The 19252-nt window shown below is 60.2% G+C and carries 16 protein-coding genes and 1 pseudogene; 11 read left to right on the forward strand and 6 right to left on the reverse strand.

All coding sequences use genetic code 11. The features are described 5' to 3' along the window. The first annotated feature begins 123 nt into the window (after positions 1-123). Positions 124-915 (forward strand): anti-sigma factor, encoded by a 792-nt coding sequence (locus tag IRZ31_RS04600; RefSeq protein WP_297150194.1) that lies wholly within the window; start codon positions 124-126, stop codon positions 913-915. A 358-nt stretch (positions 916-1273) separates the two neighbouring features. Next, positions 1274-2056, forward strand: coding sequence for a ferritin-like domain-containing protein (locus IRZ31_RS04605; protein WP_297150196.1), 783 nt, complete (start codon positions 1274-1276; stop codon positions 2054-2056). A 108-nt stretch (positions 2057-2164) separates the two neighbouring features. On the opposite strand, the gene IRZ31_RS04610 is transcribed toward IRZ31_RS04605, so the two are convergent. Both IRZ31_RS04610 and IRZ31_RS04615 read right to left on the reverse strand, forming a co-directional pair. After that, on the reverse strand, positions 2165-3031 hold the full coding sequence (locus IRZ31_RS04610) for an EamA family transporter (protein WP_297150199.1): 867 nt from the start codon (positions 3029-3031) through the stop codon (positions 2165-2167). Between the two features lie 24 nt (positions 3032-3055). Beyond that, a complete protein-coding gene (locus IRZ31_RS04615; protein ID WP_297150201.1) occupies positions 3056-3199 on the reverse strand; it encodes a hypothetical protein in 144 nt (47 codons plus the stop codon). A 316-nt stretch (positions 3200-3515) separates the two neighbouring features. Here IRZ31_RS04615 and IRZ31_RS04620 point away from each other — a divergent pair, with 316 nt between their 5' ends. Next, positions 3516-5084: a carboxypeptidase M32 gene (locus tag IRZ31_RS04620; protein WP_297150204.1), complete on the forward strand. Its 1569-nt coding sequence runs from the start codon at positions 3516-3518 to the stop codon at positions 5082-5084. Between the two features lie 182 nt (positions 5085-5266). Here IRZ31_RS04620 and IRZ31_RS04625 read toward each other — a convergent pair whose 3' ends face one another. Beyond that, positions 5267-6061: a CAP domain-containing protein gene (locus tag IRZ31_RS04625; RefSeq protein ID WP_297150207.1), complete on the reverse strand. Its 795-nt coding sequence runs from the start codon at positions 6059-6061 to the stop codon at positions 5267-5269. 332 nt (positions 6062-6393) lie between these two features. Here IRZ31_RS04625 and IRZ31_RS04630 point away from each other — a divergent pair, with 332 nt between their 5' ends. Continuing rightward, positions 6394-7209, forward strand: a complete 816-nt coding sequence (locus IRZ31_RS04630) for a hypothetical protein (RefSeq protein ID WP_297150211.1) — start codon at positions 6394-6396, stop codon at positions 7207-7209. Between the two features lie 216 nt (positions 7210-7425). Here the strand turns inward: IRZ31_RS04630 and IRZ31_RS04635 are convergent, their stop codons facing one another. Both IRZ31_RS04635 and IRZ31_RS04640 read right to left on the reverse strand, forming a co-directional pair. After that, positions 7426-7848, reverse strand: coding sequence for a heme-binding protein (locus tag IRZ31_RS04635; RefSeq protein ID WP_297150214.1), 423 nt, complete (start codon positions 7846-7848; stop codon positions 7426-7428). A 178-nt stretch (positions 7849-8026) separates the two neighbouring features. Then, positions 8027-8929, reverse strand: coding sequence for an isocitrate lyase/PEP mutase family protein (locus IRZ31_RS04640; RefSeq protein ID WP_297150217.1), 903 nt, complete (start codon positions 8927-8929; stop codon positions 8027-8029). Between the two features lie 386 nt (positions 8930-9315). On the opposite strand from IRZ31_RS04640, the gene tal reads away from it, so the two are divergent. The 7 genes from tal (at position 9316) to IRZ31_RS04675 (ending at position 18632) form a co-directional block, all read left to right on the forward strand. Beyond that, positions 9316-10461, forward strand: a complete 1146-nt coding sequence (tal, locus tag IRZ31_RS04645; RefSeq protein WP_297150220.1) for a transaldolase — start codon at positions 9316-9318, stop codon at positions 10459-10461. Next, positions 10458-12191, forward strand: a complete 1734-nt coding sequence (locus tag IRZ31_RS04650) for a bifunctional transaldolase/phosoglucose isomerase (protein WP_297150221.1) — start codon at positions 10458-10460, stop codon at positions 12189-12191. Before tal ends, IRZ31_RS04650 begins: the two co-directional genes overlap by 4 nt. Positions 12192-12589: 398 nt before the next feature. After that, a complete protein-coding gene (gene zwf, locus IRZ31_RS04655) occupies positions 12590-14140 on the forward strand; it encodes a glucose-6-phosphate dehydrogenase (RefSeq protein WP_297150224.1) in 1551 nt (516 codons plus the stop codon). A 484-nt stretch (positions 14141-14624) separates the two neighbouring features. Further along, a complete protein-coding gene (locus tag IRZ31_RS04660; RefSeq protein WP_297150227.1) occupies positions 14625-15881 on the forward strand; it encodes a glucose-6-phosphate dehydrogenase assembly protein OpcA in 1257 nt (418 codons plus the stop codon). A 110-nt stretch (positions 15882-15991) separates the two neighbouring features. After that, entirely contained in the window at positions 15992-16741 is a 750-nt protein-coding gene (gene pgl / locus IRZ31_RS04665) for a 6-phosphogluconolactonase (RefSeq protein ID WP_297150230.1), read from the forward strand. Then, positions 16738-17454: a ribulose-phosphate 3-epimerase gene (gene rpe / locus IRZ31_RS04670; protein WP_297150233.1), complete on the forward strand. Its 717-nt coding sequence runs from the start codon at positions 16738-16740 to the stop codon at positions 17452-17454. The genes pgl and rpe overlap by 4 nt, the downstream gene beginning before the upstream one ends. Before the next feature lie 206 nt (positions 17455-17660). Further along, on the forward strand, positions 17661-18632 hold the full coding sequence (locus IRZ31_RS04675) for a P1 family peptidase (RefSeq protein ID WP_297150237.1): 972 nt from the start codon (positions 17661-17663) through the stop codon (positions 18630-18632). Positions 18633-18960: 328 nt separating this feature from the next. Here the strand turns inward: IRZ31_RS04675 and IRZ31_RS04680 are convergent. Next, positions 18961-19252: pseudogene (locus IRZ31_RS04680) on the reverse strand (hypothetical protein); the annotation flags it as partial.

Here is a 19252-nt window from a genome sequence, read left to right on the forward strand (position 1 = left end):
GAAGGGCAAGACTAGCACTGCAGACAGAGACCACGTGGCCCAAGCTTGGCACGCTGACAGGGAGCGTTACAATACAATGGAGCGGGTTGCCCCGGGAAGAGAGCAATGGAGACGGAGCCCCTTATGAACTGCCAGGAATTCGAAGAGCTTTCCGGCGCCTATGCCCTTGACGCGCTAACAGAAGAGGAACGACGTGCCGCCGATGAGCATCTGGCTCAATGTCCGAAGTGCTCTCGTGCGCTACAGCAGCTGCGCAGCGTCGTGGAGCTGTTCCCCCTCACCGTTCCTCCGGTCGAACCCTCACCACGCGTGAAGGAGCGCATTCTCGCGCGCATCGAAGAGCAAGCTCAACAGCAGCGCTTGAGCCAGATCCAGCCAGCCTCGCCGGCTCAAGCAGGGAGCCGCTTTCGGCAGAGAGCAGGTAAGCGCTGGCGTTGGGCCGCTCTGGCCGCAGTGGCCGTCCTGTTGCTGTCGCTCCTGGGCGGGAGCTTGGCCTGGAATATCTCGTTGCAACAACAGCTCAGCCATCTACAGCAGCAGGTAGCGCTGCTAGGCAGCCCGGAAGCACCCGTGGTCTATTCGCTCCGTGGCACTGCTCTGGCCAGCTCTGCCCGTGGAGAGGTCATGTACTTTCCCCGCCAACAGGTCACCGTGGTCGTAGTCTATGGACTTCCCCCTTTACAGGGCACCCATGTCTATCAGGGCTGGCTCCTGCGTCATCAGCGCCCAACCAGTATTGGTCTGCTGACGGTCAAAAATGGCGTGGCCACTCTCAACTTTCAAGGCCCGCTGGCCGGCTACGACAGCCTCGCCATCAGTCTTGAAAACGGTCCTCAGCCTAGTCTTAATACGCCAAAAGGCCCAGTCGTTGCCCTCGGTACCTTAATCAGTTCTCAGACAAATTATCATGGATAATGGATAACTCCTATTCAGTAGTACTTGCAGCCTTTAAGGCGCTAGTGTCTCTGGAGGGAAGTAATCTAAGTGAGCCAAATTGGCGTATATGCAATGCGAGGAGGAGAAAGATAGCAGGTATTAGCTCTGTCCCGAGCTGTTCTGCTACCCTGGTCGGGAGCGCCCACTGTGGTTCGACCTGCCTGCTCAGGTGAGGGGTGCATGAGTAGCGCCCTCTTTCCTCACAGTCTCCTCTCGCCGACTGGGGCGAGCAGGCTCGTGGCAGCATTGGCCTGTGCTTCCTTCTCCTCTTCGCTCGATCGTTCCGATCCACCGACAGCGCAGAACAAAGTGAGAACGACGCAAGGAGCATGGAACAATGGATGAGATGACAGATATGCCAGCGCCGGAAATGCAGCAGCCGGAAGCGGCCCGGCGCGCTCTTCTGAAAGGGGTAGCCCTGGGGGCGGTCACCGGAGCTGGCCTGGGGACTGCTCTCTCTGCGGCAGTCAGCAGCGCCTTCCTGGGCCAGGCGGCTCATGCCGCCCCTGCGGCGAGCAATAGCTGTGTGACGCCTATCAAGGATATTTTTACCATCGCTCGTACCGCCGAGCGTCTGGCCGTGACCTTTTACAGCAACGGGCTGCAACGCGCCTATCGTCTCGGCCTCACCTGGCGTGAGATTGCCGCTCTGGAGGCGGCCCTTATCGAAGAACAGATCCACGAAAACTTCTTTGCTCAGGCGGGCGGTGATGTCCTCACCAGCGAGTTCAGCTTTCCTCATGGAGAAGAGACCTTTGAGAATCTGCGCCTCTTCATTGAGACGCAGCAGCAGCTAGAGGGAGTCTTTGACTCAGCCTTCCTCTCAGCGGTGCGCGAGCTGGCCCAGCAGAATCGCCCAGACCTGGCGCAGATTGCCGCCCAGATCGCCACTGTCGAGGCGGAGCATCGCGCTCTGGGGCGCTTTATCGGGCGGCTCGATCCTGCTGACAACTGGGCCTTTTCACCTGTGCTGGTTGCCAAAGTCGGCGATGCCCCGGCCCTGGTCCAGAAAGCCGGCTACCTCAATCCTCGTCCTGGCAACCGCTTCGTCTATCATCCAGTTAATACAACCGACCGCGGCGTAACCTATCGTACCCCCTACGCTGTGGCCTGCTCCTAGGGGTCATCGCTAGCCACTTTAAGCGCTTGCCATTGCGGAGCGGCGGGAGCCAGCACCACGCTTCAGCGGACGCTCTCGCTGCTCCCTCATTGCGGATTCCCCTGTGCCTCATGCTTGCAAGGCGATGCACAGAATGCCAGCGAAGATCAGCAGCGAGCCAACCAGTTTCTGCCGTCCAAAGGACTCATGCAGGATGGCCGTGCCCATCAAAGCCGCAAAGACAACCGAGAGTTCGCGCGCTGAAGCAATATAGCTGACCTGTGTTTGCCGGAGTGCGAAAAGGACCAGTAAGTAGGAGAGTAGGGCCAGGGCACCCGCCAGCACGATCCGCGGAGCGTGGGCTTGCCATTCAGCTTGCACCGCTGCACGGCGGGCCAGGAGCATATAAGGAAGCAGATAGAGAGCCGAGATCACAAAAACCAGGTAGATATATGTGAGAGGCGCGGCATAGCGCAGGCCCACCTTATCGACCGTCGAATAGCCGGCGATACTCAAACCACAGAGCAGGGCCAGCAACGCTGCCGGTTCGCGCAGCCGACGCAGTGGCGCAGTCAGCTCGCGCCAGGCGAAGGTGCGCAAGTGTATCACATAGATTCCGCTTACAATCAACAGGATACCGAGACCCCCAATAAGCGATAGACGCTCACCCAGCACCAGCAGGGCGATCACAGTCACGAATAACGGGGCGCTGCCACGTGCCAGTGGATAGACCAGCGAGAGATCGCCGTAGCGATAGGCCGCCCCTAGCAGCAAGTAGTAACTGGCCTCCAGCGCTGCCGAAAGAGCAATCAGCGGCCAGACATGGGGCGACACCGCCTGATAGAGCAGCAGAAACGGCAGAAAGCAGAGCAGGGAAGCGGAGCAGATCGCTAACCAGATGAAGACCTGTCGATCCTTGCCCTCTTTCGACAGGAGATTCCAGCTGCTGTGCATGAGGCCGGCACAGACTAAGAGCGCGAGGACCTGGATACTCATGGCTCAAGGTCGCTCCTGGCGGGGCTAGAAATGGTCCAGCTCTGCTTCACCTGAGCTGGAGCGAGTCGGCGAGGCGAGCGTCGCCGCCCGCGCCAGCGCATCACGAGGAACGATTACGGGTCTGGCTGTACCCTGACTGATCGCCTGCATCTTTTGCATCTTATGCAAGATATGCCTGCTGCGGGCCGATCAGCACGCTCAGGGCGCCGATCTGGCACTCTCTTCCCAGGAGCAGAGCGGCAGCACCAGTATAGCTCTCGGGCAGCACCTCGTCCAGTCTAGCGGTCATGTCAGCCGGCGGTGTGTCGGCGCGAGTGCTGTGCCTCTTCTAGGCCATTGCCCTTCTGTGCTATGCTGTTAACATGCCCTGAAGAGCGATGCCACTCTCCTAACGAGCAGGGTGCCACATCGTCTATCATCGCATCTCATCTCTCTCGTTAGCAGCTGATTGCGATTCTGTGGATTTGAGGAGAAGATCGTATCTATGTCGTCGTTGCATTCACAGCAAGAACAAAAAGCGCTGATGCCGGAGTTCTCACGCTCGCATGAGGAGGTCAATGCTCTGCTAGGCTATCTGCAGGAGATCTCTGACCTGGCGGCGCTCGGGGCACTGGCGGACTGGGACCAGAATACAGCCTTGCCGGAGGAAGCGGGAGATGTACGTGGCGCCCAACTGGCGACCCTGCGGGGCGTGCTTCACGAGCGCTGGACCGCCCCCGAGCTGGGGCGCCTGATTGCCAGGCTGGAAAAGGTGGTCGAGCACGAGCCTTTCACTGATGCCGACCGCGCCCTGGTGCGCGAAGCGCGGCGCGAACATGAAAAAGCCACGCGCCTTCCACGCTCGCTTGTCGAGGAGATGGCTCGCGTCGAGGCGGCCAGCTTCGAAGCCTGGCGGCGGGCGCGCGAGCAGAACGACTTTGCCAGCTTTGCCCCCTGGCTGAGCCGCACTGTGGCCCTGCAGCGTGAGGTTGCCGACCGCTATGGCTACCGTGAGACGCGTTACGATGCCCTGCTGGACCTCTTCGAACCCGATCTGACTGTGCGCAAACTCGATGCCCTCTTCGCCCCAGTGCGCGAGGTCAGCCTCTCCTTGCTCAAGCGCATTCAGGAAAGTGGGCGCAACATTGATGCTTCCTGCCTCTACGGACACTTTCCTGTGGCCCAGCAAGATGCTCTCTGTAAGCGTTTGCTGGAGGCCCTGGGCTACAACTTCAAGCGCGGTGGTCTGGCTCACTCGCCACACCCGTTTACCACTAGCTTTGGCAGCCCGGTAGATGTGCGCCTGACCATTCATCCCCAGGAGAATTTTATCGCCTCGGCAGTGATGGCCACTATTCATGAAGGCGGCCATGCCCTCTATGAACAGGGTTGCGCCTTAACGCTCCTGCGCACACCGCTGGCTGGTGGGGCCTCGATGGGCGTCCACGAGTCCCAGTCACGCCTCTGGGAAAACTACATTGGCAGCTCTGAGCCATTCTGGCAGGGCCATTTCCACCTGCTGCGCGCAGCTTTCCCTGAACACTTTGCTACCATCGATGCTGAAACCTTCTCGCGCGCCCTTAACAAAGTTGAGCCGAGCTTGATCCGCATTGAGGCCGACGAGGTCACCTATAATCTGCACATTATCATCCGCTACGAATTAGAGCGTGAACTCATCAACGGAGAGCTGGCCGTCGAATCCCTGCCACGTCTGTGGAACGCCCGGTATCGGGAGTACCTGGGGATCGAGCCAGATAGCGATACCAATGGCGTCCTGCAAGACGTGCATTGGACGAGCGGCTTTGGCTACTTCCCCAGTTATACGCTCGGGAACCTTTACGCAGCTCAGATCTACTATACGCTGCGCCAGACCTTCGCAGACTTCGACGAGCGTCTGGCTGGAGGCGATACATCTTTCATTCTGGACTGGCTGCGTCAGCACATGTATATCTATGGCATGATCTATCTGCCTGAGGACCTCATTCAGCGCGTCACGGGTGAAGCGCCTGATGCGCGCTACTTTGCCCGCTATCTTAATGAGAAATTTGGTCGTATCTATGAACTGACCAACTGAGCGAGCGCATTCTGATCTCGCGGGCTGCTGGCACCTGGTAGCGCACCCGCAAAGAAAGAAGGAAGCCAGCCAGCCTCAGCGCCAGGCAGACAAGAAGCAGGCAGGCAGGACAGGAGCGAGTGCAGAGCCTCAGCCTCTTTTCTTCCTGTCTGCTTGCCTGTCTTCGAGGGAAGTTTTCAGCCCTAATTGGTGAAATCTTCAGTCACCCAAACATAGCCCTGGCTATCGAGATAGATGCCGATGCCAATGCGATGGAAGGCGCTGCTGAGCAAATTACGACGGTGCCCGTCGTTGGGTGGCTGCTCGTTGAGCATGCTATTCTCGATCAGCTGCACGCCGCTCCAGGCATCGGGCGAGGCCGATGCGTAGCCCACATTCTCGCCGCACACGCTCCACGTAATGCCTTCTGCGCTAATGCGGTCGCAAGGGGCGTCCTCTCCAGGACAGGCGTGGCTTAGGCCGCAGTGGGCCATATTCCAGCTGTGCAGGCGAGCCCCGGCTGAGAGGGTACCATCCAGGGTATAGGCGGGTAGCCCCTGGCTGGCGCGATCATGATTGATGAGGGCAAAAAGCTGCAGTCGTAGCTGACTTTCCTGGCTGGTCTCCGCAGGCGGAGCCCCATAAGGACCGCTGCCGACAGGCGCCAGGGTTGGAATAGGCGTGGCTGCAGAGCCAGAGCGTCCCGAGGCAGGGCTTGGCGAAGGGGTCGAGCGCCCGCGTGCCAGAGGACTCGGCGTTGCTGTGGCCTCGCCGTGGCCCGTAATACTAATTGGAGTGGCAGCCCCCATGCCACCGGAAACTGTCGCTGTTGTCTGCGGCGTTCCCCGAAGCGACGGTGTGCTGCTTCCTTGCGCCGTTGATCCCCTCCCTGATGATGCCGGTCCCGTGGCCGGTTCGCTTAGCGGCCCACTCGCACACCCGCTTAGCCAGGTCAGCAGCAAGAGCAACAGCAGCGCCAATGGCTTCTTGCTCAGCACAACATCCTCCCTTCTCCTGGCTCACCTCATCTGCCCAGAGGCGAAGTCATTGCATTGAATTATCATGAACCAGTCTGGCAGCAATTGTAGCATAGGCGGCCTGCCACGTAGTAAGCAAGCGAGGGAAAACAGAGAATATCTAGTACTGAAGTCCTGGAGAGAGAGGAAGAAAAGCTCAACCCTTCACGCCTGCTGAGAGCCGGCCATCACCGCCTGTCGGGCATAAGGGGACACGTTGACAACGTCGCTGACCAGGCAGTACAATTCGGGCAGGCATCTCTTCTTATAGGATAAACGTGGCTTGTGGTAACAGATGGGAAGGAAACCGAGGCATGTCCGAAGATACCCAAGACCAAACAGATCATGCTTTTGAGCGTGCCATTACCACCCTGTGCAACTGTCGTAGCCTGATCCGCCATCATCCTGATCTAGCAGCTATCCAGCGCGAGCAGCTGCTCAGTGACATTGACCAGACCCTGGAGCTATTGCAGGACTGTGCCGCCAGGGCAGCCCAGGAAGCCTTGTTCTCCGCTGGGCCGGTGCCGCAGCGGCCCTCGCAGGAGCAATCGACCTTACGTGCTCTCTACCAGCTCTATCAAGAGCACATCAACTCGTCCCAGGCCAGCACGCAGGTACTCAGTGCGCGCTTCAACGAAACCCTGACGACCCTCAAAGAGATTCAGGACCTCATTCAGGAATGCGATGATCTCGATCTGGCGGGTGATCACCAGCAACTCAGCATTGCCCTCCAGCGCGTCGGAGCCTTCACCGCTGACCTCTACTGCCTCTTTATGGAATTTCGCCGCTCGCTCGCAGCTATTCTTGACGAGCAGAGCAGCTACATTCACACCGAGGAACTTTCCAGCTTGCAGCGCTTGCGACCAGCGACCAGCGAGCGGCAGACAACCCCTGCGCTGCGTCCGCCCCAGGTGCGTGAAGACCATCGTCGGCTCGACGAGCAAAGACAGATCCTGACCAGTCGCCTCACCGACGCCACGGCCTTTCTTGTCATGCTGGAGGAAGGCTTGCGCAGCGATCTCAAACGCCGCAACGAGATCATCAGCCATCTCCACAGCATCGGGCAGCTGCTGCGAGACATGGCTGGCCTGCTAGCGGGCTACGAAGAAACGCTGAGGGCCATCCTCTAGCCAGGCCAGAGTAGCAGACCCATCAGCGCTTCCCCCGGACCAGTTCAGCCAGGCTCAACCAGAGGCCCTCTCATCCTGGCCCTGCTGGCAGGCGCAGGAGGCAGAGGCACGACACTGGCAGCTCCATAAGAGCAGGCCCCAGGCGACGAGCGGTGTGAACCGCACCCTCGACGTTCGCGTCGGCTGGGAGCGACGGCCATCTCCTTGCTGCCTGATCTAGAGAGCTGCCAGAGCTGCCTGGGCCACTTCCATATCCTGGGTATAGTGGCCGCCGCTGACCCCGATCCCTCCGATAATCCCCTCGGGGGTCTTAATAGCAAAGCCGCCGCCGAAGACGATCAAGCGATCCGTCTTGATGATCCCGTGCAGCAAAGGCGGATCATTCCTAATAAAATCAAACCACTCGTGGGTAGCCATGCCCCCGAAGCTGATCGCCGTATAAGCCTTATCTTGAGCGATCTGAACGCTCAAGAGTGGTGCTCCGTCCATGCGGCTAAAAGCTTTTAATGTACCATCAGCATCGCAAATAGCGATACACATCGGCACGCCGATTTCACGAGCTTTCGCCTCAGCTGCAGCGATGAGACGATGTGCAGCCTCGATCGTAATACTGGACTTCTGAAAGCTATTCTCGGCCATCGTTGGCTCCTTTCTCTCAGCAAGATGATCGCAATAAACGCAGACAGCAAGGAGGACAGCGCGTGTCGCTCATACCTCTCGTAGAGCCAGCAGGGAGAGGAAAGCGGCCAGCCAGCTAGCCGAGACAGCAGGCTGACCGTATACTCCCATCTCTCTGTTTCTCACTCAGGTCTAGTTTTCAGCTCTGCCTGGGCTGTGGAGTGGCCTCCTGGCGTACACCATAGCGAGCTTCCAGCTCCTGAATAAAAGGCAGACCGACCAGCTCGGTAAACTGCTGGAAGCTCACCGACTGATCGGCGAAAGCCGTCGGCGTCTCGCCCCGTTTCAGTCCTTCCAGTAAGCGAAGCATGGCATGAGTGGCCGTAAAAAGCAAGGCAACGGGGAAAAGTACCAGCTTAAAGCCCAGCTCCCGAATCTCATTCACAGAGAGCGGGGGCGTCTTACCGCTCTGGGCCCAATTAAAGAGCAGAGGTACATCGGGGAAAGCCTGCACAATGGCCCGCAGCTCCTCCATCGTGCGGGGGGCCTCAATAAAGATCACATCGGCGCCTGCCTCACGATAGGCCCGTCCGCGACGCAGTGCCTCCTCGAAACCGAGCACTGCCGCGGCATCGGTGCGCGCAATAATCACAAAATCGGGGTCCTGACGGGCCTCCACCGCTGCACGCACCTTCTGGACCATCTCCTCCATTGGAATAACCTGTTTCCCCTCCATATGACCACACTTCTTCGGCCACACCTGGTCCTCAAGATGCAGCCCTGCCACGCCGGCCCGCTCATACTCGCGCACCGTCCGGCGCACATTCAGCGGATTCCCATAGCCTGTATCGGCATCGGCAATCAATGGCACCTCGCCGGTCACCGCAGCCAAAGCCGCTGCACGGCTCACCATTTCGCTCATCGTCAGCAAGCCCACATCGGGCATCCCGAGCACGCTAGCTGACGTTCCGAAGCCCGTCATATAGACTACAGAGAAACCGGCCTGGGCGATCAGCCGCGCGCTCAAAGCATCATAAGCCCCGGGGGCTACCACCAGCTCGGGGCCAGCCAGCAACTGGCGCAAGCGCGTTGTCACTCGCATGGGTTTTCTCTCCCTTTCCTTCGCATCTCCTCCCTCGCACGGGAGCTAGTCGCGGCTGGTGGGCACCTACCAGCCAGAGCGGAACCTGGCATTCCGCTAATGGCAAGTGTAGCCCATGAGCTGCCTCCCTGCAAGCAAGTCTCCTGGTCAGAGGGAAAGCGAGCGGCAAGCAAAGCCCGCGCCCGAGTCAATATTTGCCGCCGGGCGGGGGCAGGTGTTATCATAAAAAAGGCGACCTCTTAGTGTACCGATGACAATAAAAGCTCAGACATAGCGGCAAGCAGAGATCCCTTCCAGGTGGGAATAAAACTGGCCTGTAAGCTCTTTCCACTAAAGAGAGGGGTAGAACAAAAAACGGCATGAAGCCTTGACCAGAGGAGAAGAGCATGGCAAATCCCTTGTTACAACTGAAAGAATACGGACAGAGTGTCTGGTACGACAACATTGACCGGGCGCAGCTAGAATCCGGCGAATTCAAGCGCCTCCTAGAGGAGGATGGCATTACGGGGGTCACAGCCAACCCCACCATCTTCGACAAAGCCATCAGCAGTGGTCACGCCTACGATGCCCAGATCGAGGAGCTGATCCGGCAGGGGAAAGAGGTCGAAGAGATCTACGACGCCCTCGTCGTGCGTGACGTCCAGACAGTTGCCGATCTGCTGCGGCCCATCTACGAGCGCAGCGCTGGAGTCGACGGCTACGTTAGCCTGGAAGTCTCGCCGGACCTGGCTCACGACACCGAGGGAACGCTGGCCGCGGTCCGCCGCTACTGGCAGCTCGTCAATCGACCGAACCTCATGATCAAGATCCCGGCCACTCCTGAAGGGCTGCCCGCCATTCAGCAGGCGCTGACCGAGGGCTACAATATCAACATCACCCTCATTTTCTCCATCGAGACTTATCGTGAGGTCGCTGAGGCTTACCTGACGGCGCTGGAGAATCGCAACGCCGAAGGCCAGGATATCAGCGGCATCGCCTCGGTCGCCAGCTTCTTCGTCAGTCGTGTTGACACACTGGTCGACAAACTGCTCGAAGAGAAAATCAAGGCCAGCAACGACCCCGCCGAGCAAGCACGGCTCCGCTCCTTGCAAGGGAAGGCGGCGATCGCCAACGCGCGCCTGGTCTACCAGGAATTCAAGCGCATCTTTGGCTCGCCGCGCTTTGCGGCTCTGCGCCAGCTCGGGGCACACGTGCAGCGTCCGTTGTGGGCCAGTACAAGCACCAAGAACCCGGCCTACCGAGACGTGCTCTACGCCGAGGAACTCATCGGCCCCGACACGGTCGACACCATGCCCTATGAAACCATCGAAAAGTTCCGTGATCATGGGCGAGTGCGCTACAGTATCGAAGACGATCTCGATGGTGCACGGGCGCTGTTCAAGGAACTGGAGCAGCTCGGTATCTCTTACGAGGCAGTGACCCAGCAGCTGCTCGATGAGGGCGTGCAGAAGTTCGCCGACTCCTATCATCAGTTGCTCAATAGTATTCGCGCCCGTCAGCAGGCGCTCAAAGAGAGGCAGGTTTCGCGGTGACAGCACAACAGGAGCCAGAGCCACAATTTGAGGCTGAAAGCGCTCTTCAAGAGCTGGTACGTGCGGGGCTGGAGCGACTCAACGCCGAGAATGTCGCGCGGCGCATCTGGGAACGTGATGCCAGCCTCTGGAAGAGCGACCCCGCCGTCCAGCAGGAAATTCGCGAGCGACTCGGTTGGCTAACAGTTGCCAACACCATGCAGGAGCGTCTGCAGGAGATCGAGGGCCTCGTAGAAGCGGTGCGCCAAGACGGCTATCGCTATGCCGTGCTGCTGGGCATGGGAGGCAGCAGCCTCTGTCCTGAGGTGCTGCGTCTGACCTTCGGCGTCGCGCCCGGCTACCTGGACCTGTTTGTGCTCGACACTACCGATCCTGACACAATCCGCGCCGTTGAGGAGCGCATCGACCTCAGTAAAACGCTGTTCATAGTGGCCTCCAAGTCGGGCGAGACCATTGAGACGCTCTCCCATTTTCGCTACTTCTGGCACCGTGTTAGCGAGCGAGGGGGCGAGAATGGCGCTCACTTTATTGCCATCACCGACCCTGGCACCTCGCTAGAGCGGCTTGCCCATGATCACCACTTCCGCCATGTCTTCGCCAATCCGCCCGACATTGGCGGGCGCTACTCGGCGCTCTCCTTCTTTGGCCTGGTGCCCGGCGCTCTGATCGGTGTTGACATCAAGCAGCTGTTGGCGCGGGCCCAGGCAGCCATGAGTCGATGCAGTGCCAGCCAGGCTGCTGCTGACAATCCTGGTCTGCGGCTCGGGGCCATTCTGGGCGCCCTTGGCACGCACGGGCGTGACAAGATCACCTTTGTGCTCTCACCAGCTCTCGCTAGCTACGGCTACTGGGTGGAGCAGCTTATCGCAGAGAGCACCGGTAAAGAGGGGCGTGGCCTCCTCCCCGTCGAAGGGGAAGCGCTGGGCGCGCCCGCCGTCTATGGCAACGACCGTCTCTTCGTCTACCTGCGGCTGGAGGGCGACGACAATGCGGCCCTTGATGAGGGCCTGGCGCGCCTGCATGCTGCGGGCCAGCCGCTGGTCCGTTTCCAGCTGGCCGACCGTTACGATCTGGGTGCTCAGTTCTTCATCTGGGAGCTGGCCACAGCGGTCGCCGGCATCTTCCTGCAAATCAACGCCTTCGATCAACCCAACGTCCAGGAAAGTAAAGATAATACGGCGCGGCTCCTGGAGCGCTTCCGTAGCGAAGGAAAGCTTCCCGAGCTGGAGCCAGTTGTCAACGAGGGAGCGCTGCGCCTCTATGGCAGAAAGATGGGAGAGGGGAAAGAGGATCTGGATAGCTACCTGCAGGCGTTCCTCGATCAGGTGCATCCAGGCGACTACATTGCCCTCATGGCCTATGTGCAACGTAGCGCAGTCAATGAAAGCGCCCTGCAGGCGCTGCGTCTGCGTCTGCGCGATCGCTACCGCGTTGCGACAACGCTTGGCTACGGTCCGCGTTTCCTGCACTCGACCGGCCAGTTACACAAAGGCGGGCCTAACAACGGCGTGTTTATTCAGATCACCGGGGATGTGAAGCAGGACATCGCCATTCCGGGCGAGCCCTATACCTTTGGTATTCTCAAAGAAGCGCAGGCTTTGGGTGACCTGTTCGCCCTCTCTGCGCATCAGCGACGTAATATTCGCATTGCTATCGGAGGTGATCTGGCTGCCGGCCTGCAGGCCCTGGCGCAACGGCTGGTTCCCGTAGAGAGGCAAGGCGACGGATAGCCCTCGCACTGACTGACTGAGGAGGCATCAACAGGCGCGCCTGTGAGCTGCGCAGATGTGCACAGATGGGAGAGCCGCATTAGCCTAGCCGCACCGTCTCGAACCGTGGCTGTGACCGAAGGGAGGGAGCAAGGCCATCTCTATCTGTTCAGCAGGCCCGGCTCCCATCCTGGCGCGGCCTCCGGCTCAGTCGGCCTGTCAGCCTGCCTGGCCCAGGCACATGGGAAGATCTTCAGAAGATTTTAAATCTGCACAAGCATTGCACTACAATGAATATAGCCGATGACAGGCGATGAGAGGTCCTGGTTACAAACCCGGTAACGGAAGACCAACCTGGAACTCGGTCTAGAGCGTGTATTGTCTGTCAAGAACAAGTGATGACCAGGAGAATATCATCGATGCCTCAACGCAGCGCGGTCGAGGCGCCCAATCCCCTACGCGAAGGGTTGCGCATCAAGCACAGCCCGGAACCCTGCGCGATGGTGATTTTTGGGGCGACTGGCGATCTGACCCATCGGAAACTCTTGCCTGCTCTCTACAACCTGGCCTTGGAGCACCCGCTGCCGGCGGGCTTTTCCGTCATAGGCTTCGCGCGCCGGCCCTACACCGATGAGCAATTCCGAGAGCAGGCCTTTGAAGCCATCAACGAATACTCGCGCCAGAAGCCCATCAATCAGCAGGTCTGGGAGAGCTTTGCGTCCGGTATCTTCTACCTGCAGTCTGACTTTCACAACCAGGCGGGCTATGAAAAGCTGAACGCCCTGCTCAACCGGCTGGATCGGGAGCGTGGCACTGGCGGTAACCGCATCTTCTACCTATCGACGCCGCCGAGCCAGTATCCCGAGATCATCCAGCGTCTGGGTGCTGCTGGTCTCAACAAGAGCCGCAAAGGCTGGACGCGCATCATCATTGAGAAGCCCTTTGGTCATGACCTGGCCTCAGCTCGTGAGCTGAACCGTCAGGTGCTGCGGGTCTTCAAAGAGGAGCAAGTCTATCGTATTGACCATTACCTGGGCAAAGAGACGGTTCAGAACATACTGGTCTTCCGTCTGGCCAACGGCATCTTCGAGCCAGTCTGGAATCGCCGCTACGTTGACCATGTCCAGATCACCGTAGCGGAGAACATTGGCCTTGAGGGGCGAGCGGCCTACTATGAAGAAGCGGGGGCTATTCGCGACATGGTCCAGAACCATATGATGCAGTTGCTGACCCTGGTCGCGATGGAGCCGCCGATCGCCTTTGATGCCACGGCAGTGCGCGACGAAAAGGTCAAAGTGCTGCATGCGCTGCAGCCGCTGCAGGGACAGACTGCCCTGCTCAACACCGTGCGTGGCCAGTATACCGCTGGCTGGATGAATGGTCAGCTGGTCCCTGGCTATACCGAGGAGCCGGGAGTGCGGCCCGATTCCACCACCGAGACCTACGTGGCTCTCAAGGTCTTTGTTGACAATTGGCGCTGGGCGGACGTCCCCTTCTACCTGCGTACTGGCAAGCGCCTGCCCAAGCGCGTCACAGAGATTGCCATTCAATTCAAGCAGCCGCCTTCCATGTTCTGGCAGCGCAGCAACATTCAGGGTCAAATTGATCCGAACGTCATCGTGCTGCGCATCCAGCCAGACGAGGGCATCTCGTTGCGCTTCGGTGCCAAAGTCCCGGGTACCGAGATGCAGATCCGCTCGGTCAACATGGACTTCTTCTACGGCTCATCCTTTATGCGTCCGCAGCCGGAGGCCTACGAGCGGCTGCTACTCGATTGCATGCTGGGTGACTCCACGCTCTTCACGCGCCGCGACGAGGTAGAAGCGGCCTGGGAGTTCATTCAGGGCATTCTAGATGCCTGGGCTGAAGCGCCGCGCGAGACCATCCATTCATATGAGGCAGGCACCTGGGGACCCCAGGCTGCCGATGAGTTCATCTGGCGTGATGGGCGCCGCTGGCGACGGCCCTAGCGCCTTCGCGCTCGCGTCCAGACCTGCGGGGCAACTCAGACCAACCCATGCCACCGTGCCAGGCCGCGGCCACCCAGTCCGGCCTGTCGCGTCAGCCAGCCTGCTAGGTAACCAATCAGATAACAAGTCGGTCGCCCAAAACTGGGGGACTGGCTGACGCACCCTCGCCTGTGTATCGGCTCTGCCGTCTCCTGCGGTCCGGCCTGATCTTGCCATGACTGGCCGGGAGCGCAGAAGCGGACGGACGGTCAACGGAACGGAACGGTGGGCAAGGGTAGGACCTGAGCCGAGGCGAGGCACTGACAACGCGGGGCCTGCTCACTCAACGGTACTGGAGGGAGCTGTTTGCCTTTCGGTACCTCGCTACAGAACACGAGCCAAACAAGAAGCTGCAGTAGCTAGCGCACGCGATCCAGGCCGGACGGCCTCCGCCCGTCCGTCGGTCGCCTGGAACGATGCCGTTCTCTATCAGGGGAGATCTGGAATGACTGTGGACCTCGACCTATCCCCGGGGACACGCTCGCTGTGGGCCGGCAAGGCTATTCCCTGGGAGCATCTAGAGGAAGAAGTGGCTTTGCTCTGGAAAATGGCCGCTGATAACATGCGTATCGGCCAGAACATGAGCGTGCGCACTAGCGTGCTCAACCTGGTGATCTGTGCGCCATCGGTTGCGCGCGCACGCTATGCCAGCAACCTGCTGCGCGATCTGCTGAGTACACATATCGCGCGTGTCATCATTCTCATTCTCGAAGACGATCCTGACGCACCGGCCTCAATCGCGACCTGGGTGACCCTGCGCAGCTTCCCAGTCATTTCAGACCTCACGCGCCACCACTTCGAGCAGATTACTGTGCTCCTGACCGGGCCAGTGGTTCAGCATAGCGCCGCCCTGCTGCAGAGACTGGTCAGACCAGACCTGCCGATCTATCTCTGGTGGCTTGATGAGCCGCCGGTCAGCGGCGACCCCCTTGGCTCGCTGGCCGCCATCAGCCAGCGACTGATCGTCGATTCTGCCAGCTTTCAGACTCCAGCACCGACACTGCGTCTGCTGGCTTCTCTGCTAGAGACGTATCCAGCCTGCGCCATCAGTGATCTCAACTGGGGACGCCTCACGCCGCTGCGTCAGCTTGTTGCCCAATTCTTCGATGGCCTGGAGTATCGTCCTTACTTTGAAGGCATCCAGCGCATTGAAATTGAGCATGCCGTGCTCGGTACTTCCGCTTCTGGCTCCCCGGTGGCTCTATCATCGACCGGGATCTCAGCAGCCGGTGAACACCCTCAGCGCCTCCAGGAGCCGGCGCGGGCCTTGCTGATGGGTGGCTGGCTCAAAGAGCGCCTCACCTGGCGTCGTATTGCCTGCTCCGCCTCCTGTCCTGGTAGCAGCGAGAGCCTGCCACCGGGGGCCTATCACTGGTGTCTGGAGAACGAAGCCGGGCAGCCGACGCGCATCGATATTCGCCCGCGTCACGAAGGCGAAGTCCCCCCCGGGACCATCTGCCTGCTGCGTCTCACCAGTCGACTGGCGGACCAGCAAGCGCTGTTCAGCATCAGCCGTCTCTCCGGCGACAGCGATCATGTGCTGACCTCCATCGAACTGGAGCAGGAGCAGCCGCGCCAGCGCACCCTCACTCTCAACGAGCAGCGCCAGGAGAGTCAGCTGCTCGTTGATGAGCTGGAGATCACCGGCCATGATGATCAATTCGAAAGAATCCTGCAAGAGCTGGCGTCCTTATTGGCTTGAGCGCCTCGTTTGGGAGACGCCATTGCAGGGCCTCTCTCTTCTATGTTTAAGCCAGAGTGACAGCTCTGCTCTGGCTATCCAGCCTTACCAGAGAGGATAGAATCGAAACAATGCAACAACGGATTGCCATCTATCCTGATAGCGAGAGTCTCAGCCAGGAGGCGGCCCGTCTCGTCATCCGCCTCGCCCAGGAAGCCATCGTTACCCACGGGCGTTTCACGCTGGCGCTGGCCGGAGGCTCCACACCTCGCAAACTCTACAGCCTGCTGGCCAGCGATCCCTACCGTGGCCAAATAGACTGGACGCGCGTTGACATCTTCTGGTCCGACGAGCGCTGCGTCCCGCCTGACCATCCAGAAAGCAACTACCGCATGGCCTACGAGGTCATGCTGAGCAAGCTGCCCATTCCTGCGGCCAATATTCATCGCATGCCAGCGGAGCAAGCCGATCGTCAGGCTGCGGCGGAGAGCTATGCCGCTGAGCTTCGGCGTGTCTTTGGTACAGCGGGGGTTCCTGTCTTTGATCTCATTCAGCTTGGCATGGGGCCAGAAGGTCACACCGCCTCCCTTTTCCCACAGCAAGCGGCTCTGCACGAGCGCGAGCGTCTGGTCTTGCCCGTCAGCGTACCCAAGCCTCCACCCGAGCGGCTCACCTTCACCCCGCCCATTCTCCAGGCTGCGCGTCACATCCTCTTCCTCGTCACCGGTAGCGACAAAGCCGAAGCTGTGCGGGCCGTCCTCGAAGACCAAGGCTCGCCCGACGACTATCCTGCGCGTCTTGTACACGCCGCTGCCGGAGAGGTCATCTGGCTGCTAGACACAGCCGCCGCCGCGGCTCTCCAGAGGAGGCCCACAGCATGACAGCCGAGCAACCGACATCGAGGGCAGCGCAGGCGCCACAGTCGCCAGCGGCCATTGGCCTCGTGCCTTCTATTCTGAGCGCTGACTTCAGTCGCCTCGGAGAGCAGGTGCGCGAAGCCGAAGAGGCCGGCGTGCAGCGCATCCAAATCGATGTCATGGATGGGCACTTTGTCCCCAACATCACAATGGGACCCCTCATCGTCGAGGCCGTGCGGCGCAGCACCAGCCTGCCGCTAGAAGCGCATCTCATGATCACCAATCCCGAGTACTACATCGAAGCCTTCGCGCGGGCTGGGGCCGACGTCATCATTGTCCACCAGGAGACCTGTCCCCACCTGCACCGCATCGTGCAACAGATCAAAGAGGCTGGCAAGCAAGCAGGAGTGGCTCTTAATCCTTCCTCGCCCGTCTGGTTGCTGGAAGACATCCTCTCCTTGCTTGACCTGGTTCTCATCATGACGGTCAATCCTGGCTTCGGCGGTCAGGAATTCATCCCCGAGACGCTACCCAAAATCGCCCGTCTCAGGCAACAGCTCACCGAGCGCCAGCTTCACTGTGACCTCGAAGTCGATGGTGGCATCAACGAGCACACCGCTCCGCTCGTCGTACGGGCCGGTGCCAACCTGCTCGTCGCCGGCAGTGCCGTCTACAACGGGCGTGAGAGCGTCGCCGCAGCCGTCGAACGACTCCGGCGCGCCCTGGCCCTCACCTGACCCCTGCGGCTGCCCCAGCCAGGCAACCAGAGAAACTGGCGGACAAGCGCCGCCTGACAGCACCTTGATCCCTGACAGACGCTTCTTCGCCCGGGTTAGATCGGGCTGGGCCGGACCGGGGCAGGCGCCAGAGCTGCCGGAGCAACCAGCTGGGCCTACCGGCGAGGCCACCAAGACCGCCGGAGATTCATCAGGAGGCAGCGACCATGCACGACGACATTACCGATGTTCCTGGCATCCGTGTTGGACACGACACCAACCTGGAGGCAGGGACCGGGTGTACAGTTCTGCTCTGCGACTTGCCCGCAATTGGCGGGGTAGACGTACGTGGTGGAGCTCCAGCGACGCGCGAAACTGATCTTCTGCGTCCCCTCTACCTTGTCGAGCGCGTCAACGCCATTCTGCTTACCGGGGGAAGCGCCTTCGGATTGGAGGCCGCCACAGGAGTCATGCGCTATCTTGAAGAGCGCGGCCAGGGCTTCGAGACTGGTGTCGCGCGCGTGCCGATCGTACCGGCAGCCGCCATCTTCGACCTCGGACTTGGCTCGTCGCAGATTCGGCCCGATGCCTCAGCCGGCTACCGTGCCTGTGAGCGAGCCAGCGGTGGACCCATTGAGCAAGGAAGCGTAGGGGCCGGAACCGGAGCCACCGTTGCCAAGTTTGCCGGGAGCCAGCACGCTATCAAAGGTGGGCTTGGTTCAGCCAGCACGCAGCTTCCAGACGGGACCATCGTCGGGGCCTTAGTCGTCGTCAATGCCGTTGGCAATATCATCGATCCACGGAGCGGCACCATCATTGCTGGGGGGCCGGTGCCAGATGCGGGAACAACTCAAAGACAGGGGCCGCATCCTTTCAGCAACACCACCATTGCCGTCGTCGCCACCAGCGCAACCCTCAGCAAAGTGAGCGTCAACAAAATAGCGCAAATGGCCCACAATGGACTGGCGCAGGTCATTCAGCCGGCTCACACCATGTTTGACGGCGACACTGTCTTCGCCCTGGCCCTGGGCGCAGAGACAACAACACCCCCTGATCCTGCGGCCACGGCAGCGCAGGTCAGTCTTATAGGAGCCGCGGCAGCCAGCACTCTGGCGCGAGCCATCATCAAAGCCGTGCTCCAGGCCAAAGGACTCCACGGTGTTCCGGCGATCGCCGACCAGGCTCAGCCGTCTGAGTGAGAGCTAAGCCCGTCACACAAAAGCCGATCGAGGCCAGACAGCCTGCGGCTCTGCTTGTGCAGGAGCCGGCAGACCGGCGTCCAGCTCCAAACCCGCAAGCCTCGTCTCGCTGCCGGTTCGGTTAATCGGCGAATCGGCCAGGAGTGCAGAGGCAGTTCAGCCTGACCTGCAGTCGCACTGGGGGGCGGGCATCAAGAGAATACCCTGGCGGACGTGGCCAGCGGCGATCGGCCCTAGCCCAGCACAACGGCAGCCTGATAGAGTCCGGCATGGTGCCGAGGCGTCATCGAAGCCTGCCGATATCAGCAGCGGGAAATGGCCAGATGTCTCAAGGTTCAAGAATCAGCAACAGCAGCAGCCCTCCACTCAGCAGCATAACCAGGACGCAACACAGCACCAGCAGAGGAAAGAGTGGAATGTGGGCCGCTGGGGGCGGAGCGGGCGCGGCAGTAGGAGCCTGCCACTCAGAGCGCAAGGGCAAATCACGCCGCGTAGCCAGCGTCTTCAAGCCCCCAGTGGTCAAATCCCCAGAAGGAGGGAAAGGGGAGCTGCTTCTTCCCAGACCGGACTGCAGCGGCTCCGAAGCGGGGAGAGAAGGGGGAGGGGTCACAGGCAAAGAG

Origin of the sequence: Thermogemmatispora sp. (genome assembly GCF_019683635.1) — a bacterium.
GTDB lineage: Bacteria > Chloroflexota > Ktedonobacteria > Ktedonobacterales > Ktedonobacteraceae > Thermogemmatispora.